Below are 18,562 nucleotides of genomic sequence, written 5' to 3'. Positions count from 1 at the left end.
GCTGCATAGGAAAAGACAGTTTTGCATATACCTCGATTATTTTTTTGGTACTTTTCCTTTTTTCAATGTGACTGTTTTACCGCTATACCATATCGATCCGTCCATCAGGAAAATATCCTCGTATTTTCCGCCTCCTTTGCTCAGTGTCCATGTCTTTCCTTCCTGTCCTTTCAGTAGGCTAATCGTTCCATTATTATTGTTCTTCCATTTTCCTTTGATGATTTTTCCGTCCCAGGCGCTGTTCCACACATACGTACCATCCTTATTGACAGTGAGTGCACTTTTTGGAAGTGTGCCGGTTGATGTATACAGCGTGCGCGTACCTGCCGCATAATTATCAAAAGAATACGATGTGCCAGGTACCCATAGAATAAATGTCCGAAAAGCATAGTCAACCGAATTAGACTTAGAGGGTACTGTACTCGGTTTATTTTTTTGCGGAGTAACTGGCTTCACTTCCTCTGCTTGGACGATCTCGATGTCTTGTGCTTGAATGATGTCGATGTTATGCGCTTGATATATTTCTAACCCTTTAGCCTGCGCCGGGATCAATCCGCCTAGTAAGGCAAGCGTCAGAACGGATAGCATGTTCTTCTTCATTCCTAGTCCCTCCTAATTGCGGTACAATATCATCCCGCTTGTATAATGTAGTATGAAACCGTAAATGGCACTATGACACCTGCTTAATTATCTTTCCACCCTGGGCTTCAAGCTGCCTATATACGTTTCTCCGTGCATATAGCCACTATTAGGTGCATAGATAATCTTTTCTCCTTGTATTACTTCATTCCCACCTAATACTATAGTAATGAGTAATTTTGTTTGTTCCAAAAACATGGTTAATTTTTCGTCGACAAGCCATGAGTGAACGACCAAAGATCGTTTTAAGTATTTGAGGTACGACTCGCTATATATGTTGTGGAATAGAAGTAACATAAAGAAGCCTGACATATACTGTATAAGGTAATATGCCAGGCTTTTTCTTATACTATTTTTACTCCCTAATATGTACTAGGGAGTAAAGGTGTTTGTTATACATCATAACCAGATTCATCGCTTATATCGTAAGCTTCGTCATCTCCACTTGACGTATCATATTCATCATCACCATTATAGTTGCTAATATCTAAAGTATTAACGTCTGTCCAGTCCACTACACAATATATTGATGCTATAACAGTTTCTGCTTCAACATATAAAGTTCCGTTGATGATGACTGGTGCTACATCCATCTCAAACTCATAGTCGGATACTTCGTCACTAGGATCATGAAACGTACCGATTTTGCTGCCGACTTTGAAGTTTGCTGTTACATCGCCGTCAATCATTGTCATTGTGTTGTTCTTTGCATCCCATTTAACTTTAATATCAAACTCGTCATAGAAGTCTTTTGCTGGCAGCATGAGGGTCTTGCCGATCATAACTGGCTGTTTAGAAATCGTAAACGGTTCGCCCTCAAATGTCAGATTGATAGTAGCAACCTTATACGCTGGGGCTGTAGCTGTAACTGTAACTTTCTCTTTTTGGAGTTGTGCAGCAAAGGCAGGGGATACAGGGCTAAACAATAAAGACAGGCTTAGTGTAGCTACTGAAAGACTTACAATGCGTTTCATAGTGTTACCTCCAAGTATGTATGATTCGTAGACTACTCCATCATAGTCCCAATCTTGCTGGTCGATAATCAGGTTCTCCGCGATTAATAGGAGCTGTATCAGCAGCACGGGCTTCGTTTCTGAGTGGAATCCATCCTCCTGGGTATAATTTTCTGCACGCTATATCCCTAAACCTGCTTTTTGTGCTTTTTTCTGGATTGCTTGGAACTGATCAACATACTTAATGTTTGGTGGGTACACGTAGGAAACCCGGACCAATCCTTCCAATCGTATACTTCGGATTTATAAAACATTCTGTCTTAATCAAGGCAGGATGTTTTTGGTTTTTTGAAAAACAGTAAAAAAATACTAATTTTGGTCATTATTATTCCCTAATCCCTTTTGGAAACGTTTTTTTATAACGATTATCTAGCATTTTTCCTATTACATTAGAAATAAGAATACCTTTGGTTACTATAACGGACGTATTAAGTTGAATTGCAAAAATATAAGTATTTCTAAAGAATTACAAATCAATGGCCGATATAAGTTTTGATGTATAAAAGGTAATATTATGTTTTCTATGTAATTAATTGAATTTATGGGTATTGGTTGTATCGTTCAGGCTGATCCGCGTTTTTATAAAGAAGAGAAGGGAGTTTGATTAATCAGCTATATGTCGATATGACTTTCAATTAAGGAAGGTATTCAACGATTTTAAAAAAATTATTTCGACTTATATGGGAGTAGACCTCTTATAAAATGGATAATCAGCACTTGTACCTTCCTAATTTAATAAGAATAGGGGTTAATACTAATGAAAACATGGTTAATTTTTGCATTGTTAATAATTATTACAGCTACAGGATGCTCTAACAAAGAAACTAATGCGCCGGAAAAAAGTGCTGCTAAACCAGCAGAACAAAAGGTAGAACAGCAAGAAGCAAAATCGACAGTACCACTTGAAACAAAGAAAGTGCTTTCAGATAAAGTCGAAATCCTGCTGCCTAAGAAGTTCACTATTATGTCAGATGAAATGGCTAAGGTAAAATATCCGTCAGGAAATCGACCGACGTTAATTTATACGGATGAGTCAGGTTCAGTAAACGTTGCTTTGAATCACACTCAGAATCCTATAACCAATGGACAAATTCCTGAGGCTAAGGATCAAATAAAAAAATTATTCACTACTATGTACCCGAATGCTACCTGGTATAGCGATACTGTGGAGCAAATCAACAATAAAAACGTTGGAGTACTTGAACTATTAACTCCAGCTGCAGATGGAAAAATATACAACCTTATGTTTTATACTGAACTAGAAGGTAAAATGTTACTAGTAACATTTAATTGTAAAGAACAGCAAATGGAAGAATGGAAACCAGTTGCCAAGCAAATTATGAAATCTATAAATACAAAATAATGCTATGAGTGTTGATTGTTCATTTTTAGGGGGAACACTCACGCATAAGTCGAGATAATTTTTTTAAAATCGTTAAAGGCCAAGCCTGAGGAAGCATCTTATACAGACGGGATGCTGCCTCAGGCTTGTTTGATTTATGTATTAGTGGTGTTTCGCCACATTTTTAAAAGATACGTTTCCAAGTGAACATCAAAAGAGCCTAACATTATGTCAATATGCCGGGACTTTTTGTCCATTGTATATAATCCTAAAATCATTTGAGGAAAATATCAGATTTTGTTATGGTAAATATTATATTAAATGTATTATGTTTATAGTGACAGCTCGTTGAAAGATATGATTACTGTTTAAAAATCATGATGGATAAGCCGTCAAAAGGGGGAAAACATGAGAAACTCATACTCTTTAACTTTTAAACGACAAGTGATTCAACGAGTACTAGAAACACGAGATGCTAATAAAGTAGCCAGGGAAAATGGAATAAATACTTTTATGATTTACCGTTGGCTAAAAGAGTATAGGAAAGGAAAGTATCAAGAATTTTCAATTTAGCCAATATACTATTATAGGGGAGAAAAACAGTCATAAACCTCTTGGATAATCCAGGAGGTTTACTCTTTTTCTTATACAAAACTCAAAAAATGAAGATACTACGCTTACTTACTAAGTATGGGAGTAGTTTTTATGTGGCCACAGTTAAAACCCATTTGACGATGAACATCGAGATCGAAACGATCACAGCAGATTGTCCGGTTCCGCTGAGTATACCTGTGATAAAGCGTAACCAGTTTGTGCTTTCACGCCACTTATATAATTGAGTAAAGCCATCAATCAACATTGGTATTTGCAGTAAAAATCCTACATACAATGGGATGGTTGGATAGAAGAATAATAGGAATGGAATCGCCAGATAACCAAGAAAAATCGAGGTGCAGCGGGCGCAAAGGGGCATCTGTTTTCCGTTGATAAAAAAAGAACGTGATGGCTTGCGGTGGCAAGGGATTTTCATTATGAGATCTTTCATATCCGTTAGTCGCAGTAGGTAGAACATCCCGAAATGGTTGAAAAACAGTCATCTACCTTCTCGCGAGGATAAATACGATAGAGTGCAACGAAAAGCAAGATACCTAGCGCCATGAGCGGAACGCCGTAAAGGAACAAGCCCATAAGTAGCAGTATGAATCCGCTGATAATGCAGATAAGGGTAGCGATGATATGGATAAAAAACATGTGGATCCTCCTTTCGAATGGACAAGATAATGTAGTCTAAGTTTTTTCTTGTTGATAATTTAGATTATTTCATGTATTGACATTATAACAGATGTTTCTGATAAAAATAACTAGGAGAAAGGCTCGGATTCGAAATACGAAATTACTACAGAGCTCAGTGTAACACTCGGGCCAGATACAACATTTCGCAGAACGATTCTGTCGGTGGCAGGAATTGTTAAAGTAAAGCCACAATAATTACTTTGGCTTGTCTTGATACCACTCTGTGTGCTTTCCATCTTGCGGAAATTTTCCATCAGGACAACTAATGCTTGATTGTTTGACTTCATTGTCGGTGTTTGTGTAATAAGTATAAGTAAAATTTGCTTCGTTATGAAAAGTTACATTAAGAAAATATGCTTTGTGATGAGGATTATCTTTGTCTCCTCGTACTATTGTCCATGATTCTCCAGGGTATTTTCTTGCTAAGTATTGGTTAACAGCTACTCTCGTTTTTTCTACACGATAATCAATCCAAAACGGGCGTAAAGCAAAAAAACTAATCTCTAGTAGAACTATAGCGATCATAACTCTAATTCCTGTTTTTTTATAATTTCTTGGAATGAATAAAAAAACAAAGAAGGCTATAAAGACAATTGCAAAAGCGAGCATAATATCAATAACAAAAGTGGGAGTTAACAAGCTTATCTCTCCTCAGTCATTTTAATCCACTTCCTTATTTTAACATAAAAAGACAGTTCTATCCGATAGTCCCGTTTGTGGAAAGAGGTTTAGTGGAGAGGTATGGGGAATCTAAACGTTAATCATAACAGTTGGCATTGATCGTGTAGAAAATCCTGAATCCGTAAGATGAACAAGTCGTTCTGAATGGGACGGCTTTTTATGCGTTCTTAATGAATATATAGAGCGAAATTCGTTCATGATAAATCACGAAGGAGGTGAATAACCATGGCAAAAGATGTACTTTGCGAAGTAAATAACTGTACGTACTGGGCGCAAGGCGATAAATGCAGCGCCGATCAGATTTATGTGGTAAGCCACCAAGGAAAGCAAGCATCTACGACAGAAGAAACAGATTGTAAAACCTTTAAGTCGGGTATGTAAAACGAACATAAAGCTGCTCTTTGGAGCAGCTTTTTATTTTGCAGAACGCTCATGTAAAAAAACAAACGGATGAGCATCAGCTGATGCAAAGCTACATAGTTTGGAAAATACTGTTGAAATCATTTCAGTTATCTGTATCATGGTAATATATTGTAACTTTTACATAGCAAAGGAGGAATACAATGAAACGGTCACTCACCGCACTTCTTCTGACAGCCACGCTGCTTCCGACAGGAACGGTTCTGGCTGCAGAGCAAGGGAACACACCGACTGCTATCGAACAAGGAACCGCTACTCCTGAAAGAGTTCCAATTCCACCAGCGGTTCAAAAAACGATGGATAAACTTTTCGTACTGCAGCCTGCCTTTAAACAATTGCATATTCAGGCGAGTAGTATAGATGGGACTAGCAAAATTTTTTGCATCGCGCTTGCAGACGATTCTAAGGAGGGAGAGATTGGCTCTAGTGCATATCTGACTTTCGATATGAAAACAGGGGAGCTTCGTTCATTTGAGATTAAAATCAAGGAATGGGCCTCCAAGAAAAAACCGTCTACCATATTGGCGAAAGAGAAAGCAGAGCAGTTCCTTGTCAGCTGGCTGGGTGCTGAAGGGCGAAAACAATTTGGTGAATCTACCTCAAATGGGAGCAGCTTATCTACAATGTACGACAAAGACCAAAATCCAACTACCTGGGCAGAACGCCAAGTTGAATTCCCGCTTGTTCTCAACAATATTCCCGTTTACAGTCGTGAATTCCTTCGTATAGAAGTAGACGGTGCAGGACGTATTGTAAAATTTGAGTACAATCCACCTAATCTAAAAAATATAGCTGTTCCAACCACTGCCCATATTCGCTCTGCTGAGGATATGAAAAAGCAGCTCATTACTGCGGATAGTCTTTATCTCCAGTACATGGAAAAGCAACCTGAAAAATATGACGGTCGCCCGAACGAAATGAAAGAAACCAAGCAGGTATTACAATACCATCTACGAAATTACGGGTTTTTCGACGCTCAAACCGGTAAGCTGATTAGCGTTATGACAGGGGAGGAAAGTAAACCAGCATCTTTCTTTTCCGATCCGTGGAAAGTGGTGCAAATCCATCCGCAAGGACATAAACTAGTCGCTCGTTCAGAAAAAGAAGCAGCGGAGGTAATAAGCAAAGCATTAGATGTTGACTTTAGCCAGATGCAATTGCAAAAACGTGATGATCCACCTGTTTCTGGAGAAGGACAAGATTCATACGTTAATTATTCCTGGACAAATGACAAAGGCATCAACATTAGTGCTAGCGGCGAAAAAGCAAGTGGATGGATTACATATGCAGCCCTTGATATAAGCAGCGAAAATAGTCATCCAGCAACGGTCAGTAAAGAAGAAGCATTTACAACGGCGCTTGCATTTATTGAAAAATATGCCGGACCTACAGCCAAAGAGCTAGCGGTACAACATGTTACCTTTGAACCGGAACAACCTCCAGCATGGGTTGATAAAGAAAAAGTCCCTATACATGTAAAAGACAAACAACCAGATTACCATTTCATGTTCTTAGAATGCTATGAAGGCATTCCTGTCAGAGACCGTTTGCACACAGTAACCGTTGATTCAGCAACGGGAAAAATCAGTCATTTCTCGCTTGATCCGCAAAAAGAGGCACTCTCTCTTCCTGTACCACAGGGGATTGTATCAAAAGAAAAAGCAGTCGAATCTTTCCTGCAAAACAAAAAGCTAAAACTGCAATACATATGGCCGTCCTATTTTGAACAGCAGGGGCCTGCGCCAATTCTCACGTACACGTGGGAGGATTCTGAAAATGCAGCTGATTATGTTGATGCATTTACGGGAAACTATGTGAAGATACCGATTGAGTGGAATGATGAGGAATAGCTATATGTAGAATTAAATTGAAAATCAAAATGTAATGCCGGAGGAAAAGCAATGCAAAAAAATATCGAGATGTTGTTGAATGAGCTAGAATCTTTCGGAATATATAACGATTCCAATACGAATGACAGTGCATTAAGAATGAAAAATATAACCAAAGATACAGGAGAATTCCTGTCTATTTTAATTAAGAGCAGTAAAGCTACTAATATTTTAGAAGTAGGTACTTCTAATGGATACTCAACAATATGGTTAGCTCAGAATTTTTTAGATGTAAAAGGGCATGTAACTACGCTGGAATTTGATGATAATAAGGCAGCAATGGCATTAGATAACTTTAGAAAAGCTGGATTGGAGAGTACGATTACCTTACATAAGGGAGATGCAGGGGAATTTATCAAGGAACAAGCGGATGGGACGTTTGATTTTATTTTTTTGGATTCTGATCGAAAGCAATATATGAATTGGTGGGAAGACTTGAATAGAATTCTTAAAGATAAGTCTTTACTAGTCGTAGATAACGTAAATTCTCATCGGGAAGAGGTTGAGGAATTTATTAACGTTATTAGAAGTTCTGAAGCCCATGATTCTTTGATTGTTTCCGTGGGAAAAGGTCAACTTATGATCTTTAAGAAGTAAACGAAGCTATGATAAGGCACAAAACTATATATACACATTAACTAACGAGAAAGCTTATGAGGTAGTAGAAGCTAACTTTGTCCTAGGAGCTTGTGAAATGGTTCCCAGGACAAAGTCCACTTAAGAGACAGGTTCAGGTAAATGGTGAGACCGCACAAAAGATTTTAACTGCTATTCAATTATTCCCATGTAAAGCAAGTCCTCGTAATGAATCTGCGCTGTGATAGGAAGTCCATGATCTTTTTGGTAAAGGGTAACAGCTTTTTCTGTCTCATGGTTAAATTTACCATTGCATGCCCCTTTATAATATCCTGCTGCTTGAAGATGGTGTTGGACCATCTTCACAAGTGCCCCTCTTGATCCACAGACTAGGATGCGATAATTTACATCCGGGTGTCCCGTTAAAGGGCCATCGATTGTAACCTTTGTGCCTACGCTAACAAGCTCGTAAAGCTCTTCGACTTGTTTATCATGCATGCGAATACAGCCTTCACTCACATATCCACCAATTGAATGCGGCTTGTTGGTGCCGTGGATGCCAAAAGTTCCCCATGGAACACTAAGCTCCATCCACCTAGGGCCGAAGCCATCATACCAATTCTTTTTTTTATTAATAATTTTAAAAATACCTACAGGAGATGGTGTATCCTTTGTGCCAGAGCCGATACGATAACGCTTTATTGAATTTTTATTTTCTTGGAATTTTAGTGTGTTTGCGGTTTTTATATCAGGATTGATCCGGTAAGCTTTTATTGTTTTTCCATTTTCCTGTAGTTCCAGCGTTCTGTGCCACAAGTTAATGTAAATTTCTTTTTCAGCAAACGTGGGTGACGGGTAAAAGCTCAGCATTACTCCAACAAGTAAAACGGAAAATATCCATTTCATTGAATTTCACCTATGTCTTGATCAGGTAGTAAGACTTTTTTGTGTGCAGAATTACAGATGTTCACTTTTTATAAATCAAGGCATACTCCTTTTTTTAGATTATTTTTTAGGATGCCGAAAAAACAAAAGAATATACTCGTTTGCAAAAAAATGCCAGAACACTTGACTAATCCAAGCATACAATTTCCCTATACAAGAAGGGTATAGATCAAAGTGAAGCATGGCACAAGGGTGATGTAGTTAAGATATACAGAGTAAGTGAACAAAAAAGAGGAAGCAAGAAAGGGGCGCAATCTTGCTTCCTAAAGTGTAAAAGTCCAACAGAGTAATTTAAGCGGAGAAAAACCTATCGCTGCTATTTTATAAAGAAAATTGCGCTACCGCATAGGCCTACCTTTTCCATATTTCGAGCTGAGGTTCATAATGAGCGTGTATTTTTTCTTTTCTTCTTTTACAACTTGAATGAGTTCAACATCGTATTTTGGATTTTGTTCTTTAATCTCTTCGAGTGTTGTTGAAAGGGTCTCAGCTAAACGTTGTTTTGATTCGAGTTTTATTTGGGCGAAAATCTGTTTTCCAGATCGAAATAAATCCATAATACATGCCTCCCTATAGTATGTAGATACTCCTTTAGTAAAACAAAATTCCCTCTCTGGACGTCCATCCGGAGAGGGATTCTCTGTTCTTGCACCTCAAGAATATTTTACCATGAACAGGGGAGTAGTAAATGGCAAACAACAAAGAAAATAAATCAAATGGAATCAGGGATGACGAATATCGGGTTTTGCTGCTTTAAAATATCGTCCATTCGTTGTTGCACAGCTTGCCTGTAGTCGGGATCAGGCATAATGTAAAACGGATTGTTCTCGATAGCGCGAAAGCTCAGCTACTTCCTCGGGCGAAATCCCTTGCTCGACACCATCCGCTTTCAATTCCTGCTCAGTTTGGTGATATTTTCTTTACCCTATGTAAAAAATGTCGTCAATGAAACGTAAAAACAAAACGCTGCAGCTACGAAAGACAATGCGATGAGCCATTTTTCCCCTTTCTTTATCATTAGCATAATGCCCTGTATTGTCATGGATAACCCAAGAAACAACTGCAGAAGCTCGTTTGGTATGTAATTGTGTTCCGGGCTAGATATAATGTTTATGGTAGCCATAGCTACGACAACGACAGCTATTATCATTTGAACAATGCTTAGTTTTTTCTTTAACGTCATATTTCCCCCCTTTTCCTTAACCTGGTATATATACGTTATCGGTATAAAACAAGTTGCACAGGAACGATGAAGGATACTACAAGTTAAACAATCGATATAATCATAAATACAGGGATAAAGTGCAAAGGGCCATAAAACTGGACATATAAGGAGTGTAGTATGAAAATCGAACCGTTACATTTAGGAGATGCTTTTCCAATGCAGCTGCTGCTTCAAGCTGACCCATCGGAGGAAATGGTTAAAAAGTATATCCATCGGGGAAAATGCTTTGTTTCCAAAGTGGATGACCAAATCGTAGGAGTATACATTCTGCTCCCAACAAGACTAGGAACAGCTGAAATTGTAAATATATCCGTTATGGAAAGCTTTCAAGGAAAAGGAATAGGCAAGCATCTCATACATCACGCTATTACGTATGCTAAGTCACAAGGATACAAAACCATTGAAATCGGAACAGGAAATTCAAGTATAGGGCAGCTAGCTCTTTACCAAAAAAGTGGCTTTCGAATAACTGGGGTCGACAGAGACTTTTTTATCAGGCATTACAATGAAGAAATTGTGGAGAATGGAATTGTGTGCTGTGATATGATACGCCTTGCCCAAGAGCTGTAAAAGATATATACCTATCACTTCAAATGATATAACTTAGATTATGATAATACTTGATAAATATTGAAAAATGTAGGAAAGTTTTGATAGAGTATGAAAAATAAAAAGTTTTATCAAATCCTAAGTAAAAGAGGGGATTGTAATGGAATTTTTTGTGATTTACTTTACGCAAGGGGAAAGTTGGCAAGAAGGGAAGCCGATTTGGGAACAAGATTTAGATCTACATAAAGAATATTGGCTCAAATACAAGCAGGAAGGAAAGGTCTTAGCTGGTGGACCTTTTATGGATCATTCCGGAGGTATCGTCATTTTAGAAGTGAAAGATGTAGAAGAAGCTACAAATTTAGCTACCAACGACCCGGCTGTGGTTGAAAAAATATTTAACGCAAAAATTCATCCGTGGCAACCGCTCTCAAAAAATTTTTAGTATATCCTTTTTGTCGAAATGGTGGGGCGGGAGGTGCGGGCGCCTTTTGTCTACAATCTGTGGCGCTTTGGCCTTACCCCTGTCAAGTAGACGGTGTTAGGAAAGCGCCTTTTTTAATTTCCTTCTGAAAGAAAGCTTCGCCTTTAAGCGAAGCGTAGGTGGGGCGGGTAGTTCACGGTTTTAGAACTACCTTGATACAATCATCTTTGCGGTCATTAAAGATTTTATACGCATGACTGGCATCTTCGAGGGGAAGTTTATGTGTAATGATTTCTGTTGGATCAAACTCCTTATTCACGATTTTTTGAAAAAGCTCCGGCATATAATGAATCACAGGCGCCTGTCCCATTTTAAGATCGATATTTCTTGAGAAAAATGCTCCCAATGGAAAGCTGTTATAATTTCCTCCATACACCCCTGTTATCTGAACTGTCCCAAATTTTCTAACAGCCTTTGTAGAAATCTGAATAGGTCCAAGCGTTCCGCCTTGCAGCTTTAATTTTTGTTCAATAAACTCTAGGGGTGATTTCTTTCCATCCATTCCTACACAATCAATGACAACATCTGCACCGCCATGAGTGATTTCCTTTAAATGTTCACCCATATCAGGGTACTCGGTAAAATCAAATACCTCAACATTATTGATTTTTTTGGCGTGATGTAACCGATAACCGATGTAATCAACAGCGATCACACGTTTTGCGCCTTTCATCCAGGCAAATTTTTGTGCCATTAATCCAATTGGACCACAGCCAAGTACAATCACGGTATCCCCGGATTTTACTCCAGCATGATCGACACTCCAATAAGCAGTAGGTAAAACATCCGATAGAAAAAGCAGGGATTCATCTTCTAATTCACATGATTCGGGGATAACAAAAGGAGTGAAGTTTCCAAAAGGAACTCTTAAATATTCAGCTTGGCCGCCTGGATGATTTCCGAATTTTTCAGTGTAGCCAAAGTATCCTCCCGAGTCGTAATGAGGATTGGAGTTATCACATTGGCTTTCCATCTCATGCTGACAGTAGAAGCAGTGACCGCATGCAACGGTAAAAGGGATAACAACACGGTCCCCTTTTTTTACCTTTGTTACTTCAGGTCCAACTTCTTCTACAATTCCCATTGGTTCGTGACCAATAATATATCCTTTAGGTAACGGCATATTCCCCTGGTATAAATGCAAATCTGATCCGCAAATCGTAGTAGATGTTATCCGAACAATTACGTCATCACTTTTTTCTATTTTTGCATCTGCCACTTCGTTAACCGCTACAGTATTTGGTCCTTGATATGTTACAGCTTTCATGATGATATAACCTCCTACTCAATTAGCATCAATATTTTTCTCAGCTTTTTTCCTAATTAGCTTCTCATATTCGTTCAGCAAGGCATCGAGCATCTGGCTTGCTGTTAGAACTTCCGGATCGCTTATTCCCTTTTCCGCTGCCAATGAATGCAGAATTTTTCTTAACGCTTCTATCTTTGCTAACAGTTCTTCGATCTGGTTCATATTGTATTCCTCCTGATGTGAATTACTTTTCCCAATCGGAAGAAACATACTCGCAACTATATTATATGGATGAATTTACCTAACATAATACGTAATTATCCACAGGTTGAATAGTTACGAAAGAAGTATGAGTTTTTTGCTTATTTGAAACATTGTCTATCAGTTTGAGTTATGATAAATTATTTTTACTTGAAGGCAACCTTGATAGAGGTGATGTATAGTGCTAGAACGCTTTATGGAGAATGTAAGGGAATTAGAAAAAAGAAAGGAAGTGATGTAAGGGAGAGCTTTTACTTGATCAGTAGCTCTTCTCATTAAATAAAAGAGGATGATTACAATGAACAAATACCAAAGTATAAACAGTGATGGATTTAAACTGAATTATTGTGTAAAAGGAACGGGAAAACCTATATTGGTGGTAGGCAGCAGCGTATATTACCCCCGCCTATTTTCGGAAAACTTATATGAAACATTTCAGTTTATTTTCCTTGATCATCGAGGATTTGTGAAGCCGCCTCGCGTTCTGGAATCAGACGATTATACATTGGATAAAGTGTTAGATGATATAGAAATAGTAAGGCAAACTCTTTGTTTAACAGATTTCATTATATTGGGGCACTCAGGACATGCTTTCATGGCCTTGGAATATGCAAGAAAATATCCTGAACATGTCCAAAAAGTTATCTTGTTAAATTCAGCACCTACAAATAGCCAGGAAAGGCAGCGTCAAAGCTTTGCATTTTTTAATGAGACAGCAAGCCCGGAACGAAAGAGGCAGTTTGAGAAGGACATTGCTTTATTAGAAAGTGATATCAAGAAAGACCCTGAACGACGATTTGTCCATATGTGTATTCGTATGGGAGCGCACAGCTTTTACGACTATACATTTGATGCGGCGCATATGTGGGATGGAGTATACACGAATATGCCAGTCATTGATTACCTGTGGGGAGAGGCGTTCGGAGAGTTAAATCTTATACAGTCACTGAACACTTTCGATAAACCTGTATTTATTGGTTTAGGAAAATATGATTACTTGGTAGCGCCTGTTTCACTTTGGGATTCTATTGATGACACGTATAAGCATGTGAAGAAAGTAATTTTTGAGCATAGTGGGCATAATCCTATGTTTGAAGAGCCTCAATCCTTTGACAGAGAACTAATCAAGTGGATTTGTGAGGGCAAATAGTGTCCATACTGGCAATAAGCAAGGATAAAGAGTCGCTCCGATGGAGTGACTCTTTCTTTTAGGAAGCGTCGTCTAAGAAAAAATTAAAGAAGTACCTTCGCAATGAGAAGCGCTAGTAATGCAAAGGGAGCTTGCAAAATGAATCCTAAAAATAAAAACAAAAGAAACTTTTTAAGTGTCAACAGGTTCTTTCGTAACAGATACCTTAACGTGAAAAAAGAATACGGATATATAATCAAAACAGATGTAACAACGCCCGGAACATAACTTTGAAAAAAAATAAATTGCAGTAGATGACCGATGCCATTTGCTAGAAATATACCAGGTACTAAAAAGGAAAAGAACGTTATAGCACTCATACCTAAAAAGCGTTTCTGGTGTAAAGTTTGATAGCATCCGAATAAAGTTAAAATCCATAAAAGAATAAAGGCACATGTAAATTGTGCGGTTGTAATGCGAAAAGGTATCATATCGGAATGATTCGCAAGAAATTTTTCAACGGTCAAAATTTCTTCAATATCATGAACGAAATAGAGGATCGGAAACAAAAAAATCAGCATGTTCAGTTTTGAAATAGTATATAGATGAGTGTTCATTTTTCACCACAGAAAGATTTGATGTATTTTCAATTCAACAACATAAAAGAAAATCCTTCAAAGTTAGGTAGAACTGTGGACCTCAAGTAATCAGCATAGGCGTGAGCAATCGCGCCTTTTTCTATTTCATGCAAAACTAAGGCGAACGAACAAGCAGATAAACACGAACAAACATACCATATAAAAAGGGGGAAGCAATAATGGAGAAACTTAAATCCCGTAAGCTTTGGATGGCGGTTGTAACAGCTGGTCTTGTAATTGCAAATAATGGACTTGGCTTAAATATCCCAGAAGAATCCGTTATGTCTATTGCTGGTGTAGTAGTAGCTTATATTCTTGGTCAATCATATGTAGATGCTACGAAATAATGATGGCAGCCCTGGCTATATGCTGGGGCTTTTTGCTTTCTCTTGGTTAACCTCTCATACGCATTTAATTTATGCTCACCTAATTCATGAATTTACCAATCGGAAATATGTATACTATCTTCCCTATGTGGAATCTTAAAATTACCAAGCAGTAAAATTCTCCATAGGAGGCAATAAAATATGCCACAACAAAGTCAAAACCGCAATACGAATAATCTGGTTGCTCCACAAGCACGTCAAGCATTGGATATGATGAAGTATGAAATCGCGTCTGAATTTGGTGTGACGCTCGGCCCGGACACAACATCTCGTCAGAACGGTTCTGTCGGGGGCGAGATCACAAAGCGTCTCGTTCAGATGGCAGAACAGCAGCTCAGCGGAAAATACGTGCAATAAATTCCTGATTATAAACATACAATTACAGTATACAAGGTTATATACAGTCAAAAGCCTCCCGGAATTAGTGGGAGGCTTACTTTGATTTTCGTTAGTTCTAAAGTGTTTTTTTCTTGAACAGTCCTACTAATTTAAGTGCTTCTTGCTGTTTTTCGATTGGCCAGCCCAATTGTAGAAGTTCATCTTCAACTAGCTGCTTCCATCCTTCCCATTCCACATCACGATTCGAAAGCATGATCCGTCGCGCCATATAGATTACATCGTCTTTTTCTTGATTTGTTAGCATTTTTACCTCTTCCTTTTGAACTGCTTAGTATATACCTATTATACAGAAAGAGTAGCAGTAAGAATTGCAAAAAATACAGGAGAAGAGATAGGTGAGGGGTCAATGTCTGCTGTACCATAGGCATTAAAACGAGGAATGCATCAAGTCCAAGAGGCACATAAACGGAAACATAATAGCGGTATTTACCAAAAATGGGTACAAAAAATAGACTTTGTAATGGATAATTATCATACATCCAGTGAACTACCCGCCACCTACGCTTCGCTCAGAGGTGGGGGCTTCTAAGGTAATCGCACCTACTGGTACGAAATGCACTTAGCTATCGAGCCTGTTCCATGCTCTATCTATGATTATGCTAATCGTCGCAGTCCTTCACGCTTGATATTGATCGAGGCGTTCCAGTCCCTGTCTACCACAGAACCACAATCACAGTGGAATGTGCGCTCAGAAAGAGATAGCGACTCCTTTACTTGACCACAACATGAGCAAGTTCTTGATGAGGGAAACCACTTATCTATTTTGATCAGCTTTTTCCCTTGCTCTTCTAACTTATATTTGAGAAGTGTCGTGAACATGCCCCAGGCATTGTCCGCAACACTTTTTCCAAAGTTGAGGGCTTGTGACATTCCTTTCATATTGAGGTCTTCGATCACCACGCAATCATACTGTTTCGCCAATTTATGCGATTCTTTATGGAGAAAGTCTTTTCGTTGGTTTGCAATTCTTTCGTGTAGCTTGGCTACTTTCAGTCGCTGTTTGTGCCAACGATTAGAACTTTTCTTTCTGCGTGATAAAATACGCTGTTCCTTTGCTAGTTTTTCCAAAGCTTGACGATAGAAGCGAGGGTAATTGGCTGTCTTACCTTCTTCACTCTCGACAAATAAGACTTTCATGGAAAAATCTAAGCCCACGACAGCTTGTACTTCTTTTTGTGGAGGTTTGTGTTCATATTTGGTAAGAATCGACACATAGTATTTTCCTGTTTTTGTTCGAGAAATCGTACAAGACTTAATGATATGATGCGATGGAATTTTTCGATGCTGTTTGATTTTTACAAGCTTGAGTTTCGGTAATTTGATATAGCCATCCAAAAGCATAATATTACCGTTGACCACGTTAGTTGTATAGGACTGTCTTGCCTTACGATTTTTGAACTTCGGAAATTCAGCACGACCTGAAAAGAAATTTTTGTATGCTTTTTGCAGGTTTAGTTGGGCATTTGCTAATGCAAGGCTATCTACTTCTTTGAGCCATACAAACTCATCTTTATATTTGGCAGGAGTCGGAAACGGTTGCTTCTTTATCGTTTCTTTATCGTCCTTGAATTGCTCATACATTTCTTTTCGTTCAGCCAGCATTTTGTTGTAGACGAAACGTACACAACCGAATGTTTTTGCAAGAAAATACTCCTGTTCCTGTGTTGGGTACAAACGGAACTTGTATGCTTTATTTGCCATATCAAATCACCTCATTTCTATAAGGAACGTTCGTTCTATTCTATCATAATTCTGATATCTTTAGTTTACGCCAACCGAAATTCATCTCCCACTTTCACTGGTGCTGTCGCACCTTCACGTTTAGAAGTTGGAGACTTCTTTCGGAAGGAAGTTAAAGTGTAATCGGACATACCGAACACCTTAAAAACGGTAAGATTGCGATAGGGTAAGGATTATGACAAGGTTTTAGCAAAGTATGAGGAATTATTTTCCTCGTTTTATACACCAAAAAGGGTGTTAATGAAAAATAAAGTTGTAGACTGAATACCCGAAAAAAACAAAGAGCAGCCCAAAACTAGAAAATATAGTTTTAGACTGCTCCCGATTTATTAAACGATCGATTTCCGTTAGTTCAGTAAACTTCGAAATTTGTATATGCAATATTTTGATAATTGTAAGAATGTATTTATTATTTTACATAATTACATAGCTTGCCAATATTCTCTATTTCTACAGATACGACATCGCCTGACTTCATTGGACAACTGCCAGAAGGTGAACCAGTAGCCAAAATATCACCCGGCTCCAGTGTCATAATCTGTGAAATCCAACTAATAAGGAAAGGAATAGAAAATGACATCTGATTGGTATTACAATCTTGTACGGTCTTGTCATTTAAAGTTGTAACGATTCGTAAATTAGTTGGATCTACACCTGTCACAATCCATGGACCCAAAGGACCAAACGTGTCAAAACCTTTTCCGCGTGTATACTGGGGATCTGTTTGTGTAAGGTCTCTTGCAGTCACATCATTAAATACCGTACAGCCAAAAACATAATCTAATGCATCTTCTTCTTTTATATTTTTGCCGCGTTTCCCAATAACGAGCGCTAATTCGCCCTCCATCTCGACCTGATTGGTTAAATCATTTGGCGGAAGAATAATTTCCCCCTGATCTGGAATCAAGGCAGATATCGGTTTTAAAAATAAAAGTGGTTGTTTGAGATTGGCCTGTCCTCCAACTTCTTTTACGTGTTCCGCATATGTCCAACCGAAATTAACCACTTTGGAGGGGATTACAGGCTCCAAAATTTTCACATCGCTATATTTAACTCTTACACCATCATATTTTAGTTGATTATTTGCGATTTCAGTAAAATCACTGGACAATTGTAAAATTTCGTCATCCTCAACAATTCCGTAGTATATTTTACCATCATGATTCTGATAGCGAACTATCGTTTGTGTTTTTCGTATTACTTGCATTGCCACAACAACTCAACTCCATCCAACCAGATTAGATACTCGTTTCTTCTCTAATAAATTACAAATTCGCAATATGTAAAATGCGGATCTGTATTTGAACTATCTTAATCTATTAAGAAATTTTCTTCAAGTGCTAAGTTTTCTCTTATACATTGAGTTTGGTCAAAATCATTCTCCAAGTTTAGACGACAACCGTGCGTCTCAGTAGTGTAACCTCCTTAGACAGGCTAACTTCCCTAAAATGGATTTTTCAACTTGCTTCGTACTGGTGGTAATTGAGTAAGGAAACTCAAGCTTATAGGCCTAAAAAACCATCTACCTCATTGAAATTATGACCAAACATGTGACTGAGTAGACAGTAAAGTCAATGGTATAATTTTCACGCAACCCATTTTTTCATTTCACAGATGTATCGTAAAAATAAATAAACAAAAGGTGGTGGAACTTATAAAGGTAACATTATTATCTATGAACTATAATTTTAATTACAAAAAGGG

At 38.1% G+C, this 18,562-nt stretch carries 23 protein-coding genes; 10 read left to right on the top strand and 13 right to left on the bottom strand.

Annotation, left to right across the window (positions count from 1 at the left end):
- Nucleotides 1–36: 36 nt before the first annotated feature.
- Together PO771_RS12035 and PO771_RS12030 are read right to left on the bottom strand one after the other, a co-directional pair.
- The gene (locus tag PO771_RS12035; RefSeq protein ID WP_272559917.1) at nucleotides 37–600 is read right to left on the bottom strand and encodes a hypothetical protein; all 564 of its coding nucleotides are present in this window, start codon (nucleotides 598–600) and stop codon (nucleotides 37–39) included.
- Nucleotides 601–1,031: 431 nt separating this feature from the next.
- The gene (locus PO771_RS12030; protein ID WP_272559916.1) at nucleotides 1,032–1,613 is read right to left on the bottom strand and encodes a stalk domain-containing protein; all 582 of its coding nucleotides are present in this window, start codon (nucleotides 1,611–1,613) and stop codon (nucleotides 1,032–1,034) included.
- Nucleotides 1,614–2,409: 796 nt separating this feature from the next.
- Between PO771_RS12030 and PO771_RS12020 the strand changes: the two genes are divergently transcribed.
- Together PO771_RS12020 and PO771_RS19470 are read left to right on the top strand one after the other, a co-directional pair.
- Nucleotides 2,410–3,015 carry a hypothetical protein gene (locus tag PO771_RS12020; RefSeq protein WP_272559915.1) on the top strand — a complete coding sequence of 202 codons (606 nt, stop codon included), beginning with the start codon at nucleotides 2,410–2,412 and terminating at the stop codon, nucleotides 3,013–3,015.
- A gap of 387 nt (nucleotides 3,016–3,402) precedes the next feature.
- Nucleotides 3,403–3,567: a transposase gene (locus tag PO771_RS19470; RefSeq protein ID WP_422664943.1), complete on the top strand. Its 165-nt coding sequence runs from the start codon at nucleotides 3,403–3,405 to the stop codon at nucleotides 3,565–3,567.
- A 130-nt stretch (nucleotides 3,568–3,697) separates the two neighbouring features.
- Here the strand turns inward: PO771_RS19470 and PO771_RS12015 are convergent, their stop codons facing one another.
- Together PO771_RS12015 and PO771_RS12010 are read right to left on the bottom strand one after the other, a co-directional pair.
- Nucleotides 3,698–4,024 carry a DUF2085 domain-containing protein gene (locus tag PO771_RS12015; RefSeq protein ID WP_272559914.1) on the bottom strand — a complete coding sequence of 109 codons (327 nt, stop codon included), beginning with the start codon at nucleotides 4,022–4,024 and terminating at the stop codon, nucleotides 3,698–3,700.
- Between the two features lie 458 nt (nucleotides 4,025–4,482).
- Nucleotides 4,483–4,926 carry a hypothetical protein gene (locus PO771_RS12010; protein WP_272559913.1) on the bottom strand — a complete coding sequence of 148 codons (444 nt, stop codon included), beginning with the start codon at nucleotides 4,924–4,926 and terminating at the stop codon, nucleotides 4,483–4,485.
- A gap of 267 nt (nucleotides 4,927–5,193) precedes the next feature.
- On the opposite strand from PO771_RS12010, the gene PO771_RS12005 reads away from it, so the two are divergent.
- The 3 genes from PO771_RS12005 to PO771_RS11995 all read left to right on the top strand — a co-directional run bounded on the left by PO771_RS12005 (nucleotide 5,194) and on the right by PO771_RS11995 (nucleotide 7,874).
- A complete protein-coding gene (locus PO771_RS12005; protein ID WP_272559912.1) occupies nucleotides 5,194–5,349 on the top strand; it encodes a DUF1540 domain-containing protein in 156 nt (51 codons plus the stop codon).
- Between the two features lie 182 nt (nucleotides 5,350–5,531).
- Nucleotides 5,532–7,238: a YcdB/YcdC domain-containing protein gene (locus PO771_RS12000; RefSeq protein ID WP_272559911.1), complete on the top strand. Its 1,707-nt coding sequence runs from the start codon at nucleotides 5,532–5,534 to the stop codon at nucleotides 7,236–7,238.
- A 51-nt stretch (nucleotides 7,239–7,289) separates the two neighbouring features.
- The gene (locus PO771_RS11995; RefSeq protein WP_272559910.1) at nucleotides 7,290–7,874 is read left to right on the top strand and encodes an O-methyltransferase; all 585 of its coding nucleotides are present in this window, start codon (nucleotides 7,290–7,292) and stop codon (nucleotides 7,872–7,874) included.
- Nucleotides 7,875–8,045: 171 nt separating this feature from the next.
- On the opposite strand, the gene PO771_RS11990 is transcribed toward PO771_RS11995, so the two are convergent.
- The 3 genes from PO771_RS11990 to PO771_RS11980 form a co-directional block, all read right to left on the bottom strand.
- Nucleotides 8,046–8,759 (bottom strand): L,D-transpeptidase family protein, encoded by a 714-nt coding sequence (locus tag PO771_RS11990; RefSeq protein WP_272559908.1) that lies wholly within the window; start codon nucleotides 8,757–8,759, stop codon nucleotides 8,046–8,048.
- A gap of 377 nt (nucleotides 8,760–9,136) precedes the next feature.
- Nucleotides 9,137–9,355, bottom strand: a complete 219-nt coding sequence (locus PO771_RS11985; protein WP_272559907.1) for a hypothetical protein — start codon at nucleotides 9,353–9,355, stop codon at nucleotides 9,137–9,139.
- Between the two features lie 368 nt (nucleotides 9,356–9,723).
- On the bottom strand, nucleotides 9,724–9,981 hold the full coding sequence (locus tag PO771_RS11980; RefSeq protein WP_272559906.1) for a hypothetical protein: 258 nt from the start codon (nucleotides 9,979–9,981) through the stop codon (nucleotides 9,724–9,726).
- 159 nt (nucleotides 9,982–10,140) lie between these two features.
- Here PO771_RS11980 and PO771_RS11975 point away from each other — a divergent pair, with 159 nt between their 5' ends.
- Entirely contained in the window at nucleotides 10,141–10,593 is a 453-nt protein-coding gene (locus tag PO771_RS11975; RefSeq protein WP_272559905.1) for a GNAT family N-acetyltransferase, read from the top strand.
- 139 nt (nucleotides 10,594–10,732) lie between these two features.
- A complete protein-coding gene (locus tag PO771_RS11970) occupies nucleotides 10,733–11,017 on the top strand; it encodes a YciI family protein (RefSeq protein ID WP_272559903.1) in 285 nt (94 codons plus the stop codon).
- Nucleotides 11,018–11,189: 172 nt separating this feature from the next.
- On the opposite strand, the gene PO771_RS11965 is transcribed toward PO771_RS11970, so the two are convergent.
- Together PO771_RS11965 and PO771_RS11960 are read right to left on the bottom strand one after the other, a co-directional pair.
- Complete coding sequence (locus PO771_RS11965; RefSeq protein WP_272559902.1) at nucleotides 11,190–12,323, bottom strand: zinc-dependent alcohol dehydrogenase; 1,134 nt, start codon at nucleotides 12,321–12,323, stop codon at nucleotides 11,190–11,192.
- Between the two features lie 18 nt (nucleotides 12,324–12,341).
- The gene (locus PO771_RS11960) at nucleotides 12,342–12,527 is read right to left on the bottom strand and encodes an aspartyl-phosphate phosphatase Spo0E family protein (protein ID WP_272559901.1); all 186 of its coding nucleotides are present in this window, start codon (nucleotides 12,525–12,527) and stop codon (nucleotides 12,342–12,344) included.
- A gap of 337 nt (nucleotides 12,528–12,864) precedes the next feature.
- Here PO771_RS11960 and PO771_RS11955 point away from each other — a divergent pair, with 337 nt between their 5' ends.
- On the top strand, nucleotides 12,865–13,716 hold the full coding sequence (locus tag PO771_RS11955; protein WP_272559900.1) for an alpha/beta fold hydrolase: 852 nt from the start codon (nucleotides 12,865–12,867) through the stop codon (nucleotides 13,714–13,716).
- A gap of 83 nt (nucleotides 13,717–13,799) precedes the next feature.
- Here PO771_RS11955 and PO771_RS11950 read toward each other — a convergent pair whose 3' ends face one another.
- The gene (locus tag PO771_RS11950) at nucleotides 13,800–14,276 is read right to left on the bottom strand and encodes an HXXEE domain-containing protein (RefSeq protein WP_272563154.1); all 477 of its coding nucleotides are present in this window, start codon (nucleotides 14,274–14,276) and stop codon (nucleotides 13,800–13,802) included.
- Nucleotides 14,277–14,512: 236 nt separating this feature from the next.
- Between PO771_RS11950 and PO771_RS11945 the strand changes: the two genes are divergently transcribed.
- Nucleotides 14,513–14,680: a hypothetical protein gene (locus tag PO771_RS11945; protein ID WP_272559899.1), complete on the top strand. Its 168-nt coding sequence runs from the start codon at nucleotides 14,513–14,515 to the stop codon at nucleotides 14,678–14,680.
- A 180-nt stretch (nucleotides 14,681–14,860) separates the two neighbouring features.
- Nucleotides 14,861–15,076 carry an alpha/beta-type small acid-soluble spore protein gene (locus PO771_RS11940; RefSeq protein WP_272559898.1) on the top strand — a complete coding sequence of 72 codons (216 nt, stop codon included), beginning with the start codon at nucleotides 14,861–14,863 and terminating at the stop codon, nucleotides 15,074–15,076.
- A gap of 97 nt (nucleotides 15,077–15,173) precedes the next feature.
- On the opposite strand, the gene PO771_RS11935 is transcribed toward PO771_RS11940, so the two are convergent.
- The 3 genes from PO771_RS11935 to PO771_RS11925 form a co-directional block, all read right to left on the bottom strand.
- Nucleotides 15,174–15,362, bottom strand: a complete 189-nt coding sequence (locus PO771_RS11935) for a hypothetical protein (RefSeq protein ID WP_272559897.1) — start codon at nucleotides 15,360–15,362, stop codon at nucleotides 15,174–15,176.
- A 350-nt stretch (nucleotides 15,363–15,712) separates the two neighbouring features.
- Nucleotides 15,713–16,819, bottom strand: a complete 1,107-nt coding sequence (locus PO771_RS11930; protein ID WP_272559896.1) for a transposase — start codon at nucleotides 16,817–16,819, stop codon at nucleotides 15,713–15,715.
- A 448-nt stretch (nucleotides 16,820–17,267) separates the two neighbouring features.
- Nucleotides 17,268–18,065 (bottom strand): fumarylacetoacetate hydrolase family protein, encoded by a 798-nt coding sequence (locus PO771_RS11925; protein WP_272563153.1) that lies wholly within the window; start codon nucleotides 18,063–18,065, stop codon nucleotides 17,268–17,270.
- Nucleotides 18,066–18,562: the final 497 nt, after the last annotated feature.

Origin of the sequence: Aneurinibacillus uraniidurans, assembly GCF_028471905.1 — a bacterium.
GTDB classification, from domain to species: Bacteria; Bacillota; Bacilli; order Aneurinibacillales; family Aneurinibacillaceae; genus Aneurinibacillus; species Aneurinibacillus uraniidurans.
The sequence above is the reverse complement of the archived record's forward strand: the minus strand, read 5'-3'. Positions and strand labels throughout refer to the sequence as shown.

Bases quoted from the DNA above. Each gene is read 5' to 3' on its own strand.
- PO771_RS12035 (WP_272559917.1), bottom strand. From the start codon at position 600: ATGAAGAAGAACATGCTATCCGTTCTGACGCTTGCCTTACTAGGCGGA.
- PO771_RS12030 (WP_272559916.1), bottom strand. From the start codon at position 1,613: ATGAAACGCATTGTAAGTCTTTCAGTAGCTACACTAAGCCTGTCTTTA.
- PO771_RS12020 (WP_272559915.1), top strand. From the start codon at position 2,410: ATGAAAACATGGTTAATTTTTGCATTGTTAATAATTATTACAGCTACA.
- PO771_RS19470 (WP_422664943.1), top strand. From the start codon at position 3,403: ATGAGAAACTCATACTCTTTAACTTTTAAACGACAAGTGATTCAACGA.
- PO771_RS12015 (WP_272559914.1), bottom strand. From the start codon at position 4,024: ATGAAAATCCCTTGCCACCGCAAGCCATCACGTTCTTTTTTTATCAAC.
- PO771_RS12005 (WP_272559912.1), top strand. From the start codon at position 5,194: ATGGCAAAAGATGTACTTTGCGAAGTAAATAACTGTACGTACTGGGCG.
- PO771_RS12000 (WP_272559911.1), top strand. From the start codon at position 5,532: ATGAAACGGTCACTCACCGCACTTCTTCTGACAGCCACGCTGCTTCCG.
- PO771_RS11995 (WP_272559910.1), top strand. From the start codon at position 7,290: ATGCAAAAAAATATCGAGATGTTGTTGAATGAGCTAGAATCTTTCGGA.
- PO771_RS11990 (WP_272559908.1), bottom strand. From the start codon at position 8,759: ATGAAATGGATATTTTCCGTTTTACTTGTTGGAGTAATGCTGAGCTTT.
- PO771_RS11985 (WP_272559907.1), bottom strand. From the start codon at position 9,355: ATGGATTTATTTCGATCTGGAAAACAGATTTTCGCCCAAATAAAACTC.
- PO771_RS11980 (WP_272559906.1), bottom strand. From the start codon at position 9,981: ATGACGTTAAAGAAAAAACTAAGCATTGTTCAAATGATAATAGCTGTC.
- PO771_RS11975 (WP_272559905.1), top strand. From the start codon at position 10,141: ATGAAAATCGAACCGTTACATTTAGGAGATGCTTTTCCAATGCAGCTG.
- PO771_RS11970 (WP_272559903.1), top strand. From the start codon at position 10,733: ATGGAATTTTTTGTGATTTACTTTACGCAAGGGGAAAGTTGGCAAGAA.
- PO771_RS11965 (WP_272559902.1), bottom strand. From the start codon at position 12,323: ATGAAAGCTGTAACATATCAAGGACCAAATACTGTAGCGGTTAACGAA.
- PO771_RS11960 (WP_272559901.1), bottom strand. From the start codon at position 12,527: ATGAACCAGATCGAAGAACTGTTAGCAAAGATAGAAGCGTTAAGAAAA.
- PO771_RS11955 (WP_272559900.1), top strand. From the start codon at position 12,865: ATGAACAAATACCAAAGTATAAACAGTGATGGATTTAAACTGAATTAT.
- PO771_RS11950 (WP_272563154.1), bottom strand. From the start codon at position 14,276: ATGCTGATTTTTTTGTTTCCGATCCTCTATTTCGTTCATGATATTGAA.
- PO771_RS11945 (WP_272559899.1), top strand. From the start codon at position 14,513: ATGGAGAAACTTAAATCCCGTAAGCTTTGGATGGCGGTTGTAACAGCT.
- PO771_RS11940 (WP_272559898.1), top strand. From the start codon at position 14,861: ATGCCACAACAAAGTCAAAACCGCAATACGAATAATCTGGTTGCTCCA.
- PO771_RS11935 (WP_272559897.1), bottom strand. From the start codon at position 15,362: ATGCTAACAAATCAAGAAAAAGACGATGTAATCTATATGGCGCGACGG.
- PO771_RS11930 (WP_272559896.1), bottom strand. From the start codon at position 16,819: ATGGCAAATAAAGCATACAAGTTCCGTTTGTACCCAACACAGGAACAG.
- PO771_RS11925 (WP_272563153.1), bottom strand. From the start codon at position 18,065: ATGCAAGTAATACGAAAAACACAAACGATAGTTCGCTATCAGAATCAT.